This window comes from Streptomyces nanshensis (genome assembly GCF_001751255.1).
Classification (GTDB): Bacteria; Actinomycetota; Actinomycetes; order Streptomycetales; family Streptomycetaceae; genus Streptomyces; species Streptomyces nanshensis_A.
On sequence record NZ_LJGW01000253.1, the window covers coordinates 1,917 to 18,985 of the forward strand.

Annotated in this window: 11 protein-coding genes and 1 pseudogene; 9 read left to right on the top strand and 3 right to left on the bottom strand. The window is 71.1% G+C overall.

From position 1 onward, the window contains the following. The first annotated feature begins 70 nt into the window (after positions 1–70). The 7 genes and pseudogenes from AN218_RS14830 (at position 71) to AN218_RS14855 (ending at position 6,059) form a co-directional block, all read left to right on the top strand. A pseudogene (locus AN218_RS14830) lies at positions 71–2,007 on the top strand (L-aspartate oxidase). Next, positions 2,004–3,194 (top strand): carboxylating nicotinate-nucleotide diphosphorylase, encoded by a 1,191-nt coding sequence (gene nadC, locus AN218_RS14835; protein ID WP_070017365.1) that lies wholly within the window; start codon positions 2,004–2,006, stop codon positions 3,192–3,194. Before AN218_RS14830 ends, nadC begins: the two are co-directional and overlap by 4 nt. Next, positions 3,194–3,991, top strand: a complete 798-nt coding sequence (locus AN218_RS14840; protein WP_070017366.1) for a type III pantothenate kinase — start codon at positions 3,194–3,196, stop codon at positions 3,989–3,991. Before nadC ends, AN218_RS14840 begins: the two co-directional genes overlap by 1 nt. Positions 3,992–4,184: 193 nt before the next feature. Further along, entirely contained in the window at positions 4,185–4,355 is a 171-nt protein-coding gene (locus tag AN218_RS36730) for a hypothetical protein (protein ID WP_171908685.1), read from the top strand. A 51-nt stretch (positions 4,356–4,406) separates the two neighbouring features. Then, a complete protein-coding gene (locus AN218_RS14845; RefSeq protein ID WP_079132189.1) occupies positions 4,407–4,814 on the top strand; it encodes a BlaI/MecI/CopY family transcriptional regulator in 408 nt (135 codons plus the stop codon). Positions 4,815–5,009: 195 nt separating this feature from the next. After that, entirely contained in the window at positions 5,010–5,537 is a 528-nt protein-coding gene (locus AN218_RS14850; RefSeq protein ID WP_070017368.1) for an amino-acid N-acetyltransferase, read from the top strand. 189 nt (positions 5,538–5,726) lie between these two features. Next, the gene (locus tag AN218_RS14855; RefSeq protein WP_070009461.1) at positions 5,727–6,059 is read left to right on the top strand and encodes a histone-like nucleoid-structuring protein Lsr2; all 333 of its coding nucleotides are present in this window, start codon (positions 5,727–5,729) and stop codon (positions 6,057–6,059) included. On the opposite strand, the gene AN218_RS14860 is transcribed toward AN218_RS14855, so the two are convergent. Beyond that, positions 6,038–6,481: a hypothetical protein gene (locus tag AN218_RS14860; protein ID WP_171908686.1), complete on the bottom strand. Its 444-nt coding sequence runs from the start codon at positions 6,479–6,481 to the stop codon at positions 6,038–6,040. The two genes, AN218_RS14855 and AN218_RS14860, sit on opposite strands and share 22 nt — an antisense overlap. 572 nt (positions 6,482–7,053) lie before the next feature. Here AN218_RS14860 and AN218_RS14865 point away from each other — a divergent pair. Next, positions 7,054–9,582, top strand: a complete 2,529-nt coding sequence (locus AN218_RS14865; RefSeq protein WP_070017370.1) for an ATP-dependent Clp protease ATP-binding subunit — start codon at positions 7,054–7,056, stop codon at positions 9,580–9,582. A 124-nt stretch (positions 9,583–9,706) separates the two neighbouring features. Here the strand turns inward: AN218_RS14865 and AN218_RS14870 are convergent, their stop codons facing one another. Beyond that, a complete protein-coding gene (locus AN218_RS14870) occupies positions 9,707–12,472 on the bottom strand; it encodes an NACHT domain-containing protein (RefSeq protein WP_070017371.1) in 2,766 nt (921 codons plus the stop codon). A gap of 67 nt (positions 12,473–12,539) precedes the next feature. Then, positions 12,540–15,842, bottom strand: a complete 3,303-nt coding sequence (locus AN218_RS14875; protein ID WP_070017372.1) for an NACHT domain-containing protein — start codon at positions 15,840–15,842, stop codon at positions 12,540–12,542. 409 nt (positions 15,843–16,251) lie between these two features. Here AN218_RS14875 and AN218_RS14880 point away from each other — a divergent pair, with 409 nt between their 5' ends. After that, entirely contained in the window at positions 16,252–16,980 is a 729-nt protein-coding gene (locus AN218_RS14880; protein ID WP_070017373.1) for a M23 family metallopeptidase, read from the top strand. The last annotated feature ends 89 nt before the right edge of the window (positions 16,981–17,069 follow it).

The window sequence follows — 17,069 nt, forward strand, 5'->3', positions numbered from 1 at the left end:
TCGCCGTTGCCGCCCGCGTCGGCGCCACCCGCCTCATCGACAACATCCCCCTCCCGCTCGGAGCGCTCCGATGACGGGGCGTCGGGCCCCGCAGCAGGCCCCGCAGCAGTTTGGGCAGCCGGCCCCGCTCGCCGCCCCCGCCCCCGGCTGGCGCATCGACGCGGACGTCGTCGTCGTGGGCTCCGGCGTCGCCGGGCTGACCGCCGCGCTGCGCTGCGACGCCGCCGGTCTGCGTACGGTCGTCGTCACCAAGGCCCGCCTGGACGACGGCTCCACGCGCTGGGCGCAGGGCGGTATAGCCGCCGCGCTCGGCGAGGGCGACAGCCCCGAGCAGCATCGCGACGACACCCTCGTCGCCGGCGCGGGCCTGTGCGACGAGGAGGCCGTCCGCANGAGGAGGCCGTCCGCACGCTCGTCACGGAGGGCCCCGCCGCCGTACGGCGCCTCATCGAGACCGGGGCGCGCTTCGACGCCGACCCCGGCACCGGCGAGATCGAACTGACCCGGGAGGGCGGCCACCACCGGCGGCGCATCGCACACGCCGGCGGCGACGCGACCGGCGCGGAGATCTCCCGGGCGCTGGTCGGCGCCGTACGCAACGGAACCGGCGCCCGTGACGGCGCGGCCGGAGCGGGCCCGCCCGGAGAGGGCCTGCGTACCGTCGAGAACGCCCTCGTACTCGACCTGCTCAAGACGCCCGACGGCGCCGCGGCCGGCGTCACCCTGCACGTCATGGGCGAGGGCCGGCACGACGGCGTCGGCGCGGTGCGCGCACCCGTCGTCGTCCTCGCCACGGGCGGCATGGGCCAGGTCTTCTCGGCCACCACCAACCCGCCCGTCTCCACCGGCGACGGCGTTGCGCTGGCGCTGCGCGCGGGCGCGGAGGTCAGCGACCTGGAGTTCGTGCAGTTCCACCCGACGGTGCTCTGGCTCGGCTCCGGTGCCGAGGGCCAGCAGCCGCTGATCTCCGAGGCCGTACGGGGCGAGGGCGCGCACCTCGTCGACGCCGACGGCCACCGCTTCATGGCCGGACAGCACGAACTGGCCGAACTGGCACCGCGCGACGTCGTCGCCAAGGCGATCATGCGGCGGGCCGCCGAGCAGGGCGCGGCACCCGGCACCGAGCACATGTATCTGGACGCCCGGCACTTCGGCGCCGCCATGTGGGAGACGCGCTTCCCCACGATCCTCGAGGCGTGCCGCAGCCACGGCATCGACCCGGTCACGCGACTCGTCCCGGTGGCACCGGCCGCGCACTACGCCAGCGGCGGCGTCCGCACGGATCTGCACGGCCGTACGACGGTCCCCGGGCTCTTCGCGTGCGGCGAGGTGGCCTGCACCGGCGTGCACGGCGCGAACCGGCTCGCCTCCAACAGCCTGCTGGAGGGCCTGGTGTTCGCGGAACGGATCGCGGAGGCGGCGGCCAGGACGGTCGCCGGAGCCGTCCGTACGGAAGCGGAGCCGGACGCCGAAGCGGAGTCCGCGCCAGGCGCGGAACCGGAAGCGGGCGCAGCAGCCGAACCGGAGCCGGCCGAACTGCCCCTCGGCAGCGCTTCGTTGCTCCCCGCCGAGGCCCGCGCCGTCATCCAGGGCGTCATGAGCGGCGGCGCCGGAGTCCTGCGCTCCGCCGCCAGCCTCGCCGAGGCCGCCGCCCGGCTGGACGCGCTCCCCGCCGAGACCGCGCACAAGCCCGCCGAACCGGGCGTCGAGACCTGGGAGACGGCCAACCTCCACCTCGTCGCCCGCGTCCTGGTCGCCGCCGCGCTGCGCCGCGAGGAGACCCGCGGCTGCCACTGGCGCGAGGACCACCCCGTACGGGACGACGGGAACTGGCGCCGCCACCTCGTCGTCGGCCTCCGTGACGGGGGCCGTAGTCTCGACGTCCGTACGACCCGGACGACCGCCTTCCCGCCGACGACGGCCCACCGCCCGGAGGACCCGGGGACGGCGGACCGTACGCAGGCCGCACCGGCCCCGCCACCACACACACCCACGGAGAAGCCGTGACCAGCTCCTTCCCGGAGTCACCGGAGGAACGCCGCCCGCAGCCCGTCGACGTGCCCCTGCTCCAGATCGGCGCCTCCGCCTCGTCCCCGTCGGCGTCCCCGTCGGCCCCGTCCGGCGGCGGCTGCGGCGACTCCTGCGGCTGCGGCGCCGGCGGTGCGGACGGCGCCGCCGATGACGCCTGGGACCTGGACCCGTTGGACTGCGGACTGGACCCCGACCTCGCCCGGCTGCTCGCGGACGCGGGCCTGGACCCGGTACAGGTCGAGGACATCGCGCACCTGGCCATCGAGGAGGACCTCGACCACGGCGTGGATGTCACGACCGTCGCCACCGTCCCCGAACACGCCGTCTCCACGGGCGACTTCACCGCACGCCAGGACGGTGTCGCCGCCGGGCTGCACATCGCCGAGGCCGTCCTGTCGGTGGTGTGCACCGACGAGTTCGAGGTCGAACGGCACGTCGAGGACGGCGAGCGCGTGAGCGCCGGGCAGCGCCTGCTGACCGTACGCACCCGCACCCGCGACCTGCTCACCGCCGAGCGCAGCGCCCTCAACCTGCTGTGCCGGCTCTCCGGCATCGCGACCGTCACCCGCCGCTGGGCGGACGAGCTCTCGCGCGCCGCCTCCGCCGCCGACTCCGGCACCCACGCCGGGACGCTCGTACGCGACACCCGTAAGACGACGCCCGGCCTGCGCGCCCTGGAGAAGTACGCGGTGCGCTGCGGCGGCGGCACCAACCACCGCTTCTCGCTCTCCGACGCCGCGCTGATCAAGGACAACCACGTGCTCGCGGCGGGCGGCGTCGCGGAGGCCTTCAGACTCGTACGCGCCGAGTTCCCCGGCGTACCCATCGAGGTGGAGGTCGACCGGCTCGACCAGATCGAGCCGGTGCTCGCCGAGGGCGCCGACCTGATCCTGCTCGACAACTTCACACCGGACGAGACGGCGGCGGCCGTGGCGCTGGTCGCGGGCCGCGCCCAACTGGAGTCCTCCGGGCGGCTGTCGCTGGAGAACGCCGCCCGATACGCCGCGACGGGCGTCGACTTCCTCGCCGTCGGGGCGCTCACCCACTCCTCCCCGATACTCGACATCGGCCTGGACCTCCGGGCCGCCGACGACGCCGATGCCACGGACGCGACGGAGACGACCGGCGCCACCGGCGGGCACCACGAAGAGACGGACTACTGATGCTGCTGACCATCGACGTCGGGAACACCCACACCGTCCTCGGCCTCTTCGACGGCGAGGAGATCATCGAGCACTGGCGCATCTCGACCGACGCCCGCCGCACCGCCGACGAACTCGCCGTGCTGCTCCAGGGGTTGATGGGCATGCACCCGCTCCTCGGCGAGGAACTGGGCGACAACGTCGAGGGCATCGCCATCTGCTCGACCGTCCCGTCCGTCCTGCACGAGCTGCGCGAGGTGACCCGCCGCTACTACGGCGACATCCCCGCCGTCCTCGTCGAACCGGGCGTCAAGACCGGCGTGCCGATCCTCATGGACAACCCCAAGGAGGTCGGCGCCGACCGCATCATCAACGCCCTCGCGGCCGTCGAGCTGTACGGGGGCCCGTGCGTCGTCGTCGACTTCGGCACGGCCACGACGTTCGACGCGGTCTCGGCGCGCGGCGAGTACGTGGGCGGCGTCATCGCCCCCGGCATCGAGATCTCCGTGGACGCGCTGGGCATGCGCGGCGCCCAGCTCCGCAAGATCGAACTGGCCCGCCCCCGCAGCGTCATCGGCAAGAACACCGTCGAGGCCATGCAGTCCGGCATCCTGTACGGCTTCGCCGGGCAGGTCGACGGCGTCGTCGACCGCATCGCCCGCGAACTCACCGACGACCCGGACGAGGTGACGGTCATCGCCACCGGCGGCCTCGCGCCGATGGTGCTCGGCGACGCCGCGGCCATCGACGAGCACGAGCCGTGGCTGACCCTGATCGGCCTCCGCCTCGTCTACGAGCGCAACGTCAGCCGTACGTAGCCCACGGGCTGACCCGGCCCGGTCCGCCTCAGCCGCTGCCGGTACCGGGGAGGGCCCTCCTGCTGTCCCCTGCCGTCCCCTGCCGTCCTCCTCCGGGCTCTGCGGCCCGCGCCGCCGCCGGCCGCCCGCCCGGCGGGCGGCCCGTGCCGCTGCCGTACGCTGGAGCCCGGTTCTGAAGGAGGCGCGAAAAGGCATGGACTACATCGCGGCGCTGACCCCGCCGATCGTGATGGCGGTGGCGTTCACCGCTCTCATCGTGACGATCGTCAAGAGCCAGGGCGGCGCGAACAAGGCCAAGGAAGACGCCGCCGTGGACGCCGCCATCGCCCGCGCGGAGAGCGTCCGGCAGAAGAAAGAGCGCTGATCCGCGCCCTCCCCTGCGGTATTCGGGACATCTCCGACTATTATTCACGGCGTGCCTCGGCCATTGGGAGAGTTGGAAGACACCGTCATGACGCGGGTATGGCGGTGGAACCGTCCGGTCACCGTGCGGGAAGTCCTGGAGGATCTGCGGGACGACCGGTCCATCGCCTACACGACGGTCATGACCGTAATGGACAACCTCCATCAGAAGGGCTGGCTGCGCAGACGCCAAGAAGGCCGTGCCTATCGATATGAGCCGGTCTCCACGCGTGCCGCGTACTCCGCCGCACTCATGAACGAGGCCTGGGCCTCCAGTGACAACGCGGCCGCCGCTCTCGTGGAGTTCTTCGGCCGCATGACTCCGGAACAGCTCGATGCCGTACGCGACGCCTTGCGCGTCGTACAGCTCAACGATGTGCGCGTCGACGCCCCGGAGAGAGAGCCGCGCGAGAGCCGCTAGCGGTAAGCCCCGAAGTCACGATCCGGCCGCGCTCGGCGAGAACCGCTCCGAACTCCCGGAAGGGTTCGCTCCGGTCGTGCCGGTCCCGGAGAGGAACCCTCGCCGCAAGACAGAGCGGAACGTACTCGGAAGGTACGCGTAAGCTCCCCGGACCCGGAGAGCACCGCGTTCGGCGAGGGCGATAGCGTCCCGTTCATGGCGTCAGCATCCCCGTCCGTATCAGAAGTCACCGTTCGCCGTGCACGGACGGGAGATGTGCGCGCTGTGCGCCGCCTCATCGATGTCTACTCGCGCGACCGCATCCTGCTCGACAAAGCGACGGTCACCCTTTACGAGGACATTCAGGAGTTCTGGGTCGCGGAACGCGATCACGACGCCGAGGTGGTCGCCTGCGGCGCTCTGCACGTGATGTGGGAGGACCTGGCCGAGGTCAGGACCCTCGCGGTGGATCCCGCGCTGAAGGGCAGCGGCGTGGGTCATCTCCTGCTGGAGAAGCTCCTGAACACCGCGCGCTGGCTGGGTGTGCGCCGCATTTTCTGCCTCACCTTCGAAGTCGACTTCTTCACCAGGCACGGCTTCACGGAGATCGGCGAGACGCCGGTCGACGGCGATGTCTACAGCGAACTGCTGCGTTCCTTTGACGAGGGCGTCGCGGAGTTCCTGGGTCTCGAACGAGTGAAGCCGAACACCTTGGGCAACAGCCGCATGCTCCTGCATCTCTGAGTGACGGAGCCGTGACCGGACGGCTCACTCGCCCGTGGGATGAGGGAGGCACTTTGTCCGAAAGATCCCGCCAATCCCGCCGGTGGCCCGTACAAACTCAACAGAGGGTTTGTGTTTCTCACCGAAAAGCGGTTTGCTTTCTTCGTCAGTATCAGTAATCGAGTTATCGATGACGAATGGGAGTATGCGGTGGCGCAGAAGGTTCAGGTTCTTCTGGTCGACGACCTCGAGGGTGGCGAAGCGGACGAGACAGTCACGTTCGCGCTGGACGGGAAGAGCTACGAGATCGACCTCTCCACCTCTAATGCGGACAAGCTCCGTACCGTGCTCGAACCCTATGTGAAGGGCGGGCGCCGCACCGGCGGCCGTTCGGCACGCGGAAAGGGCCGTGCCTCCGGCGGCGGCAGCAGCCAGGACACCGCGAAGATCCGGGCGTGGGCCAAGGACCAGGGTTACGAGGTCAACGACCGCGGCCGCGTTCCGGCCAATATCCGGGAGGCCTACGAGAAGGCCAACGGCTGACCCCGGTACTTACGTGCGGCGCTCCGCAGCCGCGCCCGGTGGCATTCCGTCGCCGCCGCGCTGACGAGCCGCACGAGATCGACGCGATCCGCCTCACGCCCCGGCTCGGGAGGCCGCAGCCATACGGCGGCCTCCCGAGGGTCGTAGGCGGCGCGGCCCGTCAGTCCCAGCTCGATGCCGCCCCATTCGAGCCATTGCAGCAGCCCCGGCAATTCCTCGGCGCTGCCCTCCGGGACGAGGAACTGGACGCATCCGCTCTCCCCGTCGTAGGCGACAGGCCCCGTACGCACACCGGGCCGCCGCAGCAGCGCCAGCCCCGCGTCCGCGTCCAGCACCAGCACGTCGCACCCGCCGCCCCGTCCCCGAGGCGGCCGCAGGGGCGTCCGGTCCCTGCCGGAGACCGAGAAGTCCGAGAAGCTCACGTCCCGGGCAACAGGTGATTCCCCGGCGGAGTTACGCGGCGTCGCGCCTCGCGGCACTTTCCGCTCCGCTGCGTCGCCGGGTGTGTGCGCACCGTGGCGACCCAGGAAGCGCCAGGTGCAAGGCTGTTCGCCCTCAGCGGATGCCTGCGGCCGACTCCGACAACCACGGCATGGGATGTCAGTACGAGCGGGTAAGAAGGTCGTGAGGTCGGTCCTGCCTGCTTCGGGGCCGGACGGGCAGCACAAAGACCTGGTGACACGGGGGTGCGAGGGGCGATGGCGGTGAGCCGGGAGCGTCGTGGCGAAGTGCCGTTCGCCGTGGGCGTAGTGAATCACGGCGGCTACGCCTGGCCTGCGGGAACATCGTCTCGCACCATCGGGTTGGAACTGTTGTCGACTGTTCGGGGAAGGAGGCCCGACTGTGCTTCCCACGGGAGCGTGGCCGGCCGTCGGCGCAGCCGGGCCGGAGTCGGCAGATGGAATGAGCGGTCCCCGCTTGCGGGACTAAGCTGCGGAAGGACAGAGAGGGGAGCGTCCCCTCACTGCCTGACCGCTCTGAGGAGCGATTAACGATGTTCGAGAGGTTCACCGACCGCGCGCGGCGGGTTGTCGTCCTGGCTCAGGAAGAAGCCCGGATGCTCAACCACAACTACATCGGCACCGAGCACATTCTCCTGGGCCTGATCCACGAGGGTGAGGGTGTCGCCGCTAAGGCACTGGAGAGCCTCGGGATTTCGCTCGAGGCGGTCCGTCAGCAGGTGGAGGAGATCATCGGCCAGGGCCAGCAGGCGCCCTCGGGCCACATCCCCTTCACGCCCCGTGCGAAGAAGGTCCTGGAGCTGTCGCTCCGCGAGGCCCTTCAGCTCGGCCACAACTACATCGGTACGGAGCACATCCTGCTCGGCCTGATCCGCGAGGGCGAGGGCGTCGCCGCCCAGGTCCTCGTGAAGCTGGGCGCCGATCTCAACCGGGTGCGGCAGCAGGTCATCCAGCTACTGTCCGGCTACTCCGGCGGCAAGGAGGCGGCCACCGCAGGCGGCCCCGCCGAGGGCACGCCCTCGACCTCCCTTGTGCTGGACCAGTTCGGCCGCAACCTCACGCAGGCCGCCCGCGAATCCAAGCTCGACCCGGTCATCGGGCGCGAGAAGGAGATCGAGCGGGTCATGCAGGTGCTCTCGCGCCGTACGAAGAACAACCCGGTGCTCATCGGCGAGCCCGGCGTCGGCAAGACCGCGGTCGTCGAGGGCCTGGCCCAGGCGATCGTCAAGGGCGAGGTGCCCGAGACCCTGAAGGACAAGCACCTCTACACCCTGGACCTGGGCGCCCTGGTCGCCGGCTCCCGTTACCGCGGTGACTTCGAGGAGCGCCTGAAGAAGGTGCTCAAGGAGATCCGCACCCGCGGCGACATCATCCTGTTCATCGACGAGCTGCACACGCTGGTCGGCGCGGGCGCCGCAGAGGGCGCCATCGACGCCGCGAGCATCCTCAAGCCGATGCTGGCCCGCGGTGAACTCCAGACCATCGGTGCCACGACGCTCGACGAGTACCGCAAGCACCTGGAGAAGGACGCGGCCCTGGAGCGCCGCTTCCAGCCCATCCAGGTCGCCGAGCCGTCGCTGCCGCACACGATCGAGATCCTCAAGGGTCTGCGCGACCGTTACGAGGCGCACCACCGCGTCTCCATCACGGACGCCGCCCTGGTCGGCGCCGCCACGCTCGCCGACCGCTACATCAGCGACCGCTTCCTGCCGGACAAGGCGATCGACCTGATCGACGAGGCCGGCTCCCGGATGCGGATCCGCCGCATGACCGCACCGCCGGACCTGCGCGAGTTCGACGAGAAGATTGCGAACGTCCGCCGTGACAAGGAGTCCGCGATCGACTCGCAGGACTTCGAGAAGGCGGCCTCCCTCCGCGACACGGAGAAGCAGCTCCTGGCCCAGAAGGCCAAGCGGGAGAAGGAGTGGAAGGCCGGCGACATGGACGTCGTCGCCGAGGTCGACGAGGAGCTGATCGCGGAGGTCCTGGCCACGGCCACGGGCATCCCGGTCTTCAAGCTCACCGAGGAGGAGTCCTCGCGTCTGCTGCGCATGGAGGACGAGCTGCACAAGCGCGTCATCGGCCAGGAGGACGCCATCAAGGCGCTGTCCCAGGCGATCCGGCGTACGCGTGCGGGCCTCAAGGACCCGAAGCGTCCCGGCGGTTCGTTCATCTTCGCCGGTCCGTCCGGCGTCGGTAAGACGGAGCTGTCCAAGACGCTCGCGGAGTTCCTCTTCGGCGACGAGGAGGCGCTGATCTCCCTCGACATGTCGGAGTTCAGCGAGAAGCACACCGTCTCGCGGCTCTTCGGCTCGCCCCCCGGATACGTGGGGTACGAGGAGGGCGGTCAGCTCACCGAGAAGGTCCGCCGCAAGCCGTTCTCCGTGGTCCTCTTCGACGAGGTGGAGAAGGCGCACGCGGACATCTTCAACTCGCTGCTACAGATCCTGGAGGACGGTCGTCTGACCGACTCCCAGGGCCGGGTCGTCGACTTCAAGAACACGGTCATCATCATGACGACCAACCTCGGCACCCGGGACATCTCCAAGGGCTTCAACCTCGGCTTCGCCGGCCAGGGCGACACCAAGGCCGGGTACGACCGGATGAAGGCCAAGGTCAACGACGAGCTGAAGCAGCACTTCCGCCCGGAGTTCCTCAACCGTGTCGACGACACGGTGGTCTTCCACCAGCTCACTCAGGACGACATCATCCGCATCGTCGACCTGATGCTGGCGATGGTGGACGAGCGGCTCAAGGACCGCGACATGGGTCTGGAGCTGAGCACGGACGCCAAGGAGCTGCTCGCGAAGCGGGGTTACGACCCGGTGATGGGCGCCCGGCCGCTGCGCCGGACGATCCAGCGCGAGATCGAGGACCAGCTCTCCGAGAAGATCCTCTTCGGCGATCTGCGCCCCGGCCACATCGTGGTCGTGGACACCGAGGGGGACACGGACGAGGACAAGAAGTTCACCTTCCGCGGCGAGGAGAAGACCGCGCTGCCGGACGCACCTCCGGTGGAGTCCGCGGCGGGCGGCGGTCCGAACCTCTCCAAGGAGGCGTGACCGTCCGGGTCTCGGGCCCGGGGTCCTGACGTACGAAGACGGCCTGTGCGCCGTGGTGGCATCGCCGCCACGGCGCACAGGCCGTTCGTCGTCCCCTTGCGTCCCGTAGGCGCGCGCCCGCGGGTCACGCCATGATGCGTATGCCCTCCGGCACTCCCGTGACGCGCAGCCGCGAGTGGACCCGGAGGGTCGTCAGGGACGGGAACTCCCGCAGCCACTCCATCTCCATGCCCGGACCCAGGTCGTACGCGATCCACAGATGGGTGAGCTTGTCCCGCTCCAGCCCGGCCAGCAGTTCCTCCGGCCGGAAGTCCCCGGTGATCTGGACGCGTTCACGTCCGCCCAGCTCCTTGAGCTTCGCCAGCTCGGCGTGGTCGGAGACCGGGAAGTAGACGCCCGTCGGGTCGAGATGCCGCAGGACCTCCTCGGCATAGCGTTCCGTCGCGAACTTGTGCCAGCCGTTGGCCAGTTCCGTACGCAGCCGCAGGGAGCCGCGGTCGCGCAGCCGCGCCAGATAGTCCACGGCGGCGTCGTCCCGTACGCGGGTCACGGTGAGCGCCACAAGGTAGGCCTCGTCGTCGGGGAGCGTCGCCGGGTCGGGCAGCATCTCCAGGACTATCGGTCCCAGGAAGCCGAGGATCTTCCGCCGTGTCGGGTCGCGCGGCCGCACCATGAACTGCGTCGCCTCGAAGACCCGGTCGCGGGTCTGCGGGTCGAGTTCCGTGACGTGCTCCAGGCAGGAGGCGGCCAGCAGATGGCGCCGGTTGCGGTCCATCCCGATCCAGCCGGGGGTCAGCAGCCCCTGGAGCAGCGTGGCGCACTCGGCGGGACGGGCGTAGGCCACCGCCATCCGGAAGACCTCCTCCCAGCCCGACTCGTGCGCGTGCTGGAGCAGCAGCCCGAACTCGCCCTGGTCGACGGCCTCCCGCGCCGCGAGGTAGTCCTGCATGGTGCGGTGGACGAACTCGACGGATCCGTCGGCCTGTTCGCGCAGCAGCCCGGTCCGCAGCAGCAGATCGTTGAAGACGTCCTCGCACCGCAGATCCCTGGGGATGGTGGGGATCGCGCCGGCGTGCCGCGCGATCTCGGCGAGGGCTGTGGCGTGGTCGAGCACGGAGGACCCGTCGACGAGCATCCGGTAGGCGAGCTTCCGCAACAGCCGTTCGCGCGGGGCCCGTTGGAGAAGGTCCTCGAACACCCGCCGTTCCGGATTGCGGCGTTGCAGCAGCATCTGCACGGCGGCCTCGTACAGCTCCTTGCGGCCCTGCGGGAGCGAGCCCGACCTGTCCCTGTTCAGGGCGCAGATCAGCCCGCACATCAGGGGGTTGGTGGCCAGCACGCGCAGTTCGCGGTAGATGGGGATGGACCGCAGCAGCATGCCCTCGTACTCGTCGAGCCGCGCGTGGTCCTTCCCCTCGTCGGAGCGGGCGGCGTCGTGCCACGCGGTGACGAACTCGGCGACCTGGCCGTGGCTCATTGGGGCGAGCGTCAGCTCCGTGAAGCCCTCCTCGGAGAGCCAGTCCGCGTCGATCGCCGAGGGGCGGGAGGTGACGAGGCAGAGGTTGCCGGAGTAGATCCGCAGCAGTCTGCGGAGCTGGGTGCGCAGATCGTCCCAGACGTCGTCCGGGGCCTCGTCGATGCCGTCGACGAGCAGCATCGCGCGTCCGGAGGCGAGCACGCGCGCGACCCAGCCCTCGGGCGCCTGGTCCGCGAGGGGGTGGCGCATCGCGGAGAGGAGGTCGTCGGGGGCGGGAATGCCGTCGCGTGCGAAGCGGCGTACGGGCAGGACGAAGGGGATTCGGCCTTGCAGGGCCTGGAGTTCGGAGGGGAGCGTGCCGCTCGCGGTGGAGACCGCCAGCCACTGGACGAGCGTGGTCTTGCCGGAGCCGGCGACTCCGCGGAGCAGGACGCGCTCGTGGACGGCCAGCGCGCGGTCGGCCCGCACCAGAGGTTCGGGGGTGAAGCCCGGGGTGGCGCCGCCCGTACCGTCTTCGGTCCCGTCACCGCCGGCGACCGCGTCCGCGGGAGTGCCGTCGCCGTCACGGGCCGCGTCGACGGTGTCCGTACGGTCCGTCTCCCGTCCGCCCGACGCCCGGTCCCGCGGGGAGCGGAACTCCGCGGAGAGGCTGAGATACGTCGCGTCCAGGGACCACTCGTCGGGGGCGTTGGGGTTGGGCAGGTCGATGCCGTAGATGGTGACGCGGTTGTACTGCTCGGCGACGCGGCCCAGATAGCGTGCCTCGAACTCGGCGTCCTCCGCGGAGGGTTGGGAGTGTCCGCGCACCGCCTCCACGTCGTTGAGGTCGACGAGCTGGCCGATCCGGTGGCTGCGTTCGGGCAGCCGCTCGGCGAGTTCGGGCGAGCGCACGATGAGCGTATGGAGGAAGTGGAGGCAGGTCGTCACCAGCAGGCCGTCGTGGAACCAGGCGGCTTCGCGGGAGAGCGTACGGTCCACGCCGGGCACCGCGGAACGCAGCCGACGCGCGTAGTCCTGCGGCCCGAGGCGTACGGCCTGGGTGTCGGTGGTGTCCAGTTCGCCGATGACGTGGAGCGTACGGGCGAGGACATAGCCCACCGCCGCCTCGTCACCGGGGCCCACGGCGCGGGACGGGCCCGTGGAGGCGAGTCCGTGGCGTACCAACTCCCGTGCCAGCTCGACCAGTTCGTCCCAGCTCAGCTCCGGGTCCTCGCCACGGAAGGAGACGAGGCGTGCGATGAGGCGTCCGGGCTCCGAGCCGGGCGCCGGCTCCGCCTCCCGCTCCGCCCGGGCCCCCGTCGCCCCTTCCGCCTCCGTCTCCCGTGGCTCCGGCTGCGGCGGTGCCGAGCTCAGGAGCCTGCCGATCAGCGGCTCGACGACGGTGGACGCCAGGCGGACGGCGGGTTGTTCCATGGGCTGGGGGCTCCCGGCTGAGCTGCTGGTCGGTGGTCGGCGAGTCGGCGGCTGAGTGTGCGTCACATCACTGCGTCTCCCAGCCTATTCGGACGGGCGGGGCCTCGGCCACGCCGAAGTCGGCCTCTGCGCGGGGCCGTGGACGCACGATGAGCGACAGCGTCCCGGCGAAGGTACGGTCGGCGAACTCCCGTACGTGCGCGGGCGGTTGGAACAACGCCAGCTCGCGCAGCCGGGGCAGCCCGGCCAGCGGTGCCAGATCGGTGCCGGCCCCCGGACGGTGCAGCGTGACCGCCTCGGCCTCCGGGAAGCAGCGGGGGAGCGGCGACAGCATCGGTACCTTGTCGTCGCAGACGAGACTGACGTGGCGCACCCGGGGCAGCGGCGGGCCGGTCCCGTCGAGGAGGCCGAGCGTGTGGGCGTCGAGGGCCAGTTCCGTCAGCCGGGGCAGCTCCGCCGCCTCGGCCAGATCGCCTTCGCGCAGCGAGAGCACGATGACGAGGGCGAGGCTCCGCAGCCCGGTGAAGCGCGAGATGCCCGCGAGTTCGCCCTGGGAGTGGCGCACCTCCAGTGCCGTGAGCGATTCCAGGGGCGGCAGCGCCTCGATGCGTACGGACGACCCCTCGACCACGGTCAGCTCCCTCAGCTCCGGAAGGCGGGGCAGGCCCTCCGCCTCCGGGAGGCGGAGGGCGAGCTTGCGCAGCGGCAGCGCCGCGAGGGGAGCGAGGTCCGGTACGGACACATCCGCCAGGTCCAGTTCACCGAGGCGGGGAAAGTGCCGGAGGAAGCGCAGGTCCTGGACCGCCCTGTTCCGTACGAGCCGCAGTTCGGCGAGGTCGTCGCCCGCGAGCGAGTCGGTGATCTCCGTGTCCGGGAAGTGCCCGTGCAGATGCACCCTGCGCGGCGGTACCGCCTCGGCCGTCCGCGCCATCCGGACCAGCGCCCTCAGCTCCTCCGAGGAGCGGACGGTCACCGGGACGTCCTCACGGGCCACGATCGGGGCGATGATCTCGCGCCCGTACTCCTGCGTGTCGAACTGGTCCCAGTGGCCCGCGAGTTGGCGCAGCACCGGCCAACGGTGATCGTCCCGGAAGTCCACGAGCCGGGCCAGCGCCGCGTCCGTGCCGAGCTGCGCCACCGTGTGCGCCACGGCCTCGGCCTCGTCGTCCTCCAGCGACTCCGGGCCGGGCAGCAGATCGAGGACGACCGGTCCGACCTCCGCGAGCGCCTTCGCCTCCTGGAAGCTGCGCGGCGGAATCAGCGCCGCCGCCCGCTCCTGGACGGCCTTGCGCACCTCCGGGTCCATGTTCACGGCGTGCTCCAGGCAGGCCGTGGCCAGCAGATACAGCCGCATCCGGACGGCGGCCTCGGCGTCTGCCCGCTCCAGGAGCGCCCGCAGGATCCGCGCGCGCTCGTCGGGACGGGCGTGCGCCACGGCCATCCGTACGACGTCGTCCCACTGGTCCTCGTGTGCGCGCCGCGCCAGCAGATCGAAGTCGCGCTCCTGCACCAACTCGCGGGCGGCCAGGTAGTCCTGGAAGGTGCGGTGCACGAAGTCGACGGCCCCGTCGACCGGTTCGCGCAGCAGGCCCGACCGCACCAGCAGAAAGTCCAGGACGACCTCCGCCGTGCCCTGGCTCTGCGCGTACGGCATCGAGGGCAGCACTCGTGCCAGCAGCCCGACGGCGTCCGAACGCGCCATCTCCGCACGGGCGTTGCGGATCAGCCAGTACGCCAGCTTCTGCAGCAGCTCGGTCTGCGACTCCTCGTCCAGCTCGATGCCGCCGAGCGGTCCCATGTGCCGCTCGCGGTCGCGCCGCTCCAGCAGCATGCTCAGCGCGGCGTCGTAGAGGGCCTTCCTGCCGCGCGGGAGGAAGCCGCGCCGCTCCCGGTGCAGCGCGCAGATGAGCCCGCACATCAGGGGGTTGGTGGCCAGCCGTGCCAGATCGGGCTTCACGCGCAGCTCGTGCAGCAGCGCGTCGCGCAGCCCGGCCTCCGCGTCCGTGTCCGCCTGTGCCGCACGGTGCCAGCGCTGTACGAAGACCGACACGTCCGCGGGCCGCATACCGGAGAGGGACAGCGCCGCGAAGTCCTCGCCGCCGAGCCACTCTTCGCTCACCGCCGACGGACGCGAGGTCACCACCAGGCGGTTGTCGGGGAAGGCGGTGAGCAGGTCGGCCAGCCACCGCCGGGTCCGCTCGCGGTCGTCCTCGGGCACCTCGTCGATGCCGTCCACGAGGACGAGGCCGCGCCCGGCGGACAGCACCCGGCTCGCCCAGCCCTCGGGCTGCGCACCGGCGAGCGGGCAGCCGACCGCCGTCAGGAACTCCTCGGGCGCGGGTAACCGGCCGCCGCCGCGCGCCAGCGTGCGCAGCGGCAGCACGAACGGGACGAGGCCGGTGAGCCGGACCAGTTCGCCGGAGAGCCCGTCCTGCCGCGCGGCGGAGACGGCCAGCCACTGCATCAGCGTCGTCTTGCCGGAACCGGCCGCACCGCGCAGCAGGATGCGGCGGTGGCCGGTGACGGCCTCGTCGACCCGCCGGGAGACCGCGGGCCGCCAGCCCTGCTGCGCGGGGGCGCCGGCCCAGGGGTCCGCGCCGGAGTCCTCCGTCACCTCCAGGTTCAAGTACGCGGTGTCCAGGGGCCATTCACGTACGTGCTTCAGATCGATGCCGTAGATGGTCAGACGGCTGTGCTTCTTCGCCACGTACTGCGCGTAGCGCTTCTCGAACCCGGCGTCCTCGGCCGTACGCGAGGCGATGCGCTCCAGCAGCAGATCGGTACGGGTGACGAGGTCGGCCAGGCGCCGGCTCTGCTCGACGAGGGTGCGGGCGACGAAGGTGGAGCGCTGTGTGAAGAAGTGCAGGACGTGCAGGCACGCGGATTCGAGGACGCGCCGGTAGAGCGCTTCCGACGCGGCGCTGAGGTCGGCGGTGACGCGCTTGCCGCCGGCCGCCTCGTGCAGGGCGTCCCGCAGACCGTCCACGCCGAGGGAGACGGCCTCCGCGTCGTCCATCGTCAGATCGCCGAGCGCGTGGAGCGTACGGACGAGGGCGCCGGTCACCGCTTCCCGCTCGCCGTTCCGGGCGGCGCCACCGCCGACGCCGACGCCTCCGCCGCCCTCCGGGCCTTCCCCGCCCTCCGCCGCCGTCCCCGTGCGTGCTCCCGCGCGGCGCACCAACTCCCGTACGAGCTTGTGCAGATCCCTCTCGGACAGGACGCGCTTCTCGCCCCGGAAGGAGACGAGCGAGGCGATCCGTACGGGCCGCTCGGCCAGGCCCGCCCCCGGTCCCTCCGTCACGAACAGCTTCTTCACCAGCGGCATCACCGCGCCGGACGCGACGCGGGCCCCCACCACACCCGGTTCCATCCGCAAAGCCTACGGCTGGCGGCGGGTGACGGACACGTCGCTCTCGGACACCCCGGCGCGACCCAGGTCACATCCGAGGGCCCGCCGGAGCGGCCCGTCAGGTGAGCTGCCGCACAGCCCGAAGGGCGCCTACGAGGGGCGATAGGAGCGGAACAGCGCGGCGGCGCGGGCCCGTCGGAACCGCTGCGGCACCCCTGCGCGACCGCCGCACAGAGCGCCCGCGGACGGCACGGCCGCCTGGGCGGTGCCTGAATAATCCTTAAGAGTGCCTTGCTGTCTTCTCTGTCCGTACGGGACCTATTAGTAATAACGCTTCTTGGTATGCCGGATCAGGCGGGTTACCAATGATTTGTCCCCGAAGAACCCACGCTTCGGGGTCACCCCAGCCCAATCCGGAGGTAGTACCCGTATGTCGACGACGCCCAAGAACGCGCACAAGCCTCGTGGCCGCACGAAGGCCGCCGTGATAGCGGCGGGGCTCGGCGCCACGATGCTGCTGGGCGCGGGCTCGGCTGTCGCCGCCCACATGGACGGGCAGAGCGACGCCTTCGCGTCCGGCACCGCGTCGCAGCTCGCCGATTCCACGCGTGTCCAGGCCGACCAGCAGCACAAGGCGGCCCTGGCCAAGAAGCACGCGGAGCAGCGCGCCAAGGACCAGAAGGACGACCGGAGTTCGCGCGGCGGCGAGCGCAAGCACGCGGAGAAGAAGAACGGCAACTCCTGGACGAAGCCCGTCTCCGGCAAGTACGAACTGAGCGCCGGGTTCGGCAACAGCGGTGGCCGCTGGTCGCACAAGCACTCCGGCCAGGACTTCGCCGTGCCGACCGGCACCCCGGTGAAGGCCGTGCACAAGGGCACCGTCGTCAAGGCCGGCCCGAACGGCGCCGGTGACGGTTCCTCGTACGGCAACGCCATCGTGGTCAAGCACGACAACGGCACGTACTCGCAGTACGCGCACCTGTCGAAGCTGAACGTCAAGCCCGGCCAGCAGGTGAAGACCGGCGAGAAGATCGGTCTGTCCGGCTCGACGGGCAACTCGTCCGGCCCGCATCTGCACTTCGAGATCCGCAGCACGCCCGACTACGGCTCGGGCACCGAGCCGATCAAGGCGATGCGGTCGCACGGCGTGAAGATGTGACGCGCGGAAGGTGACCTGGGGGACCGGGAGATACGGGAGTCCGGGACCCTGTCCGAGGCCGGGGCCGCGGCGGTCGGTGCGACCGCCGC

What these genes read in the sequence shown, in the direction of transcription:
- AN218_RS14840 (WP_070017366.1), top strand. Translation starts at nt 3,194, where the DNA reads ATGCTGCTGACCATCGACGTCGGGAACACCCACACCGTCCTCGGCCTC.
- AN218_RS36730 (WP_171908685.1), top strand. Translation starts at nt 4,185, where the DNA reads ATGGACTACATCGCGGCGCTGACCCCGCCGATCGTGATGGCGGTGGCG.
- AN218_RS14850 (WP_070017368.1), top strand. Translation starts at nt 5,010, where the DNA reads ATGGCGTCAGCATCCCCGTCCGTATCAGAAGTCACCGTTCGCCGTGCA.
- AN218_RS14865 (WP_070017370.1), top strand. Translation starts at nt 7,054, where the DNA reads ATGTTCGAGAGGTTCACCGACCGCGCGCGGCGGGTTGTCGTCCTGGCT.
- AN218_RS14870 (WP_070017371.1), bottom strand. Translation starts at nt 12,472, where the DNA reads ATGGAACAACCCGCCGTCCGCCTGGCGTCCACCGTCGTCGAGCCGCTG.
- AN218_RS14875 (WP_070017372.1), bottom strand. Translation starts at nt 15,842, where the DNA reads ATGGAACCGGGTGTGGTGGGGGCCCGCGTCGCGTCCGGCGCGGTGATG.
- AN218_RS14880 (WP_070017373.1), top strand. Translation starts at nt 16,252, where the DNA reads ATGTCGACGACGCCCAAGAACGCGCACAAGCCTCGTGGCCGCACGAAG.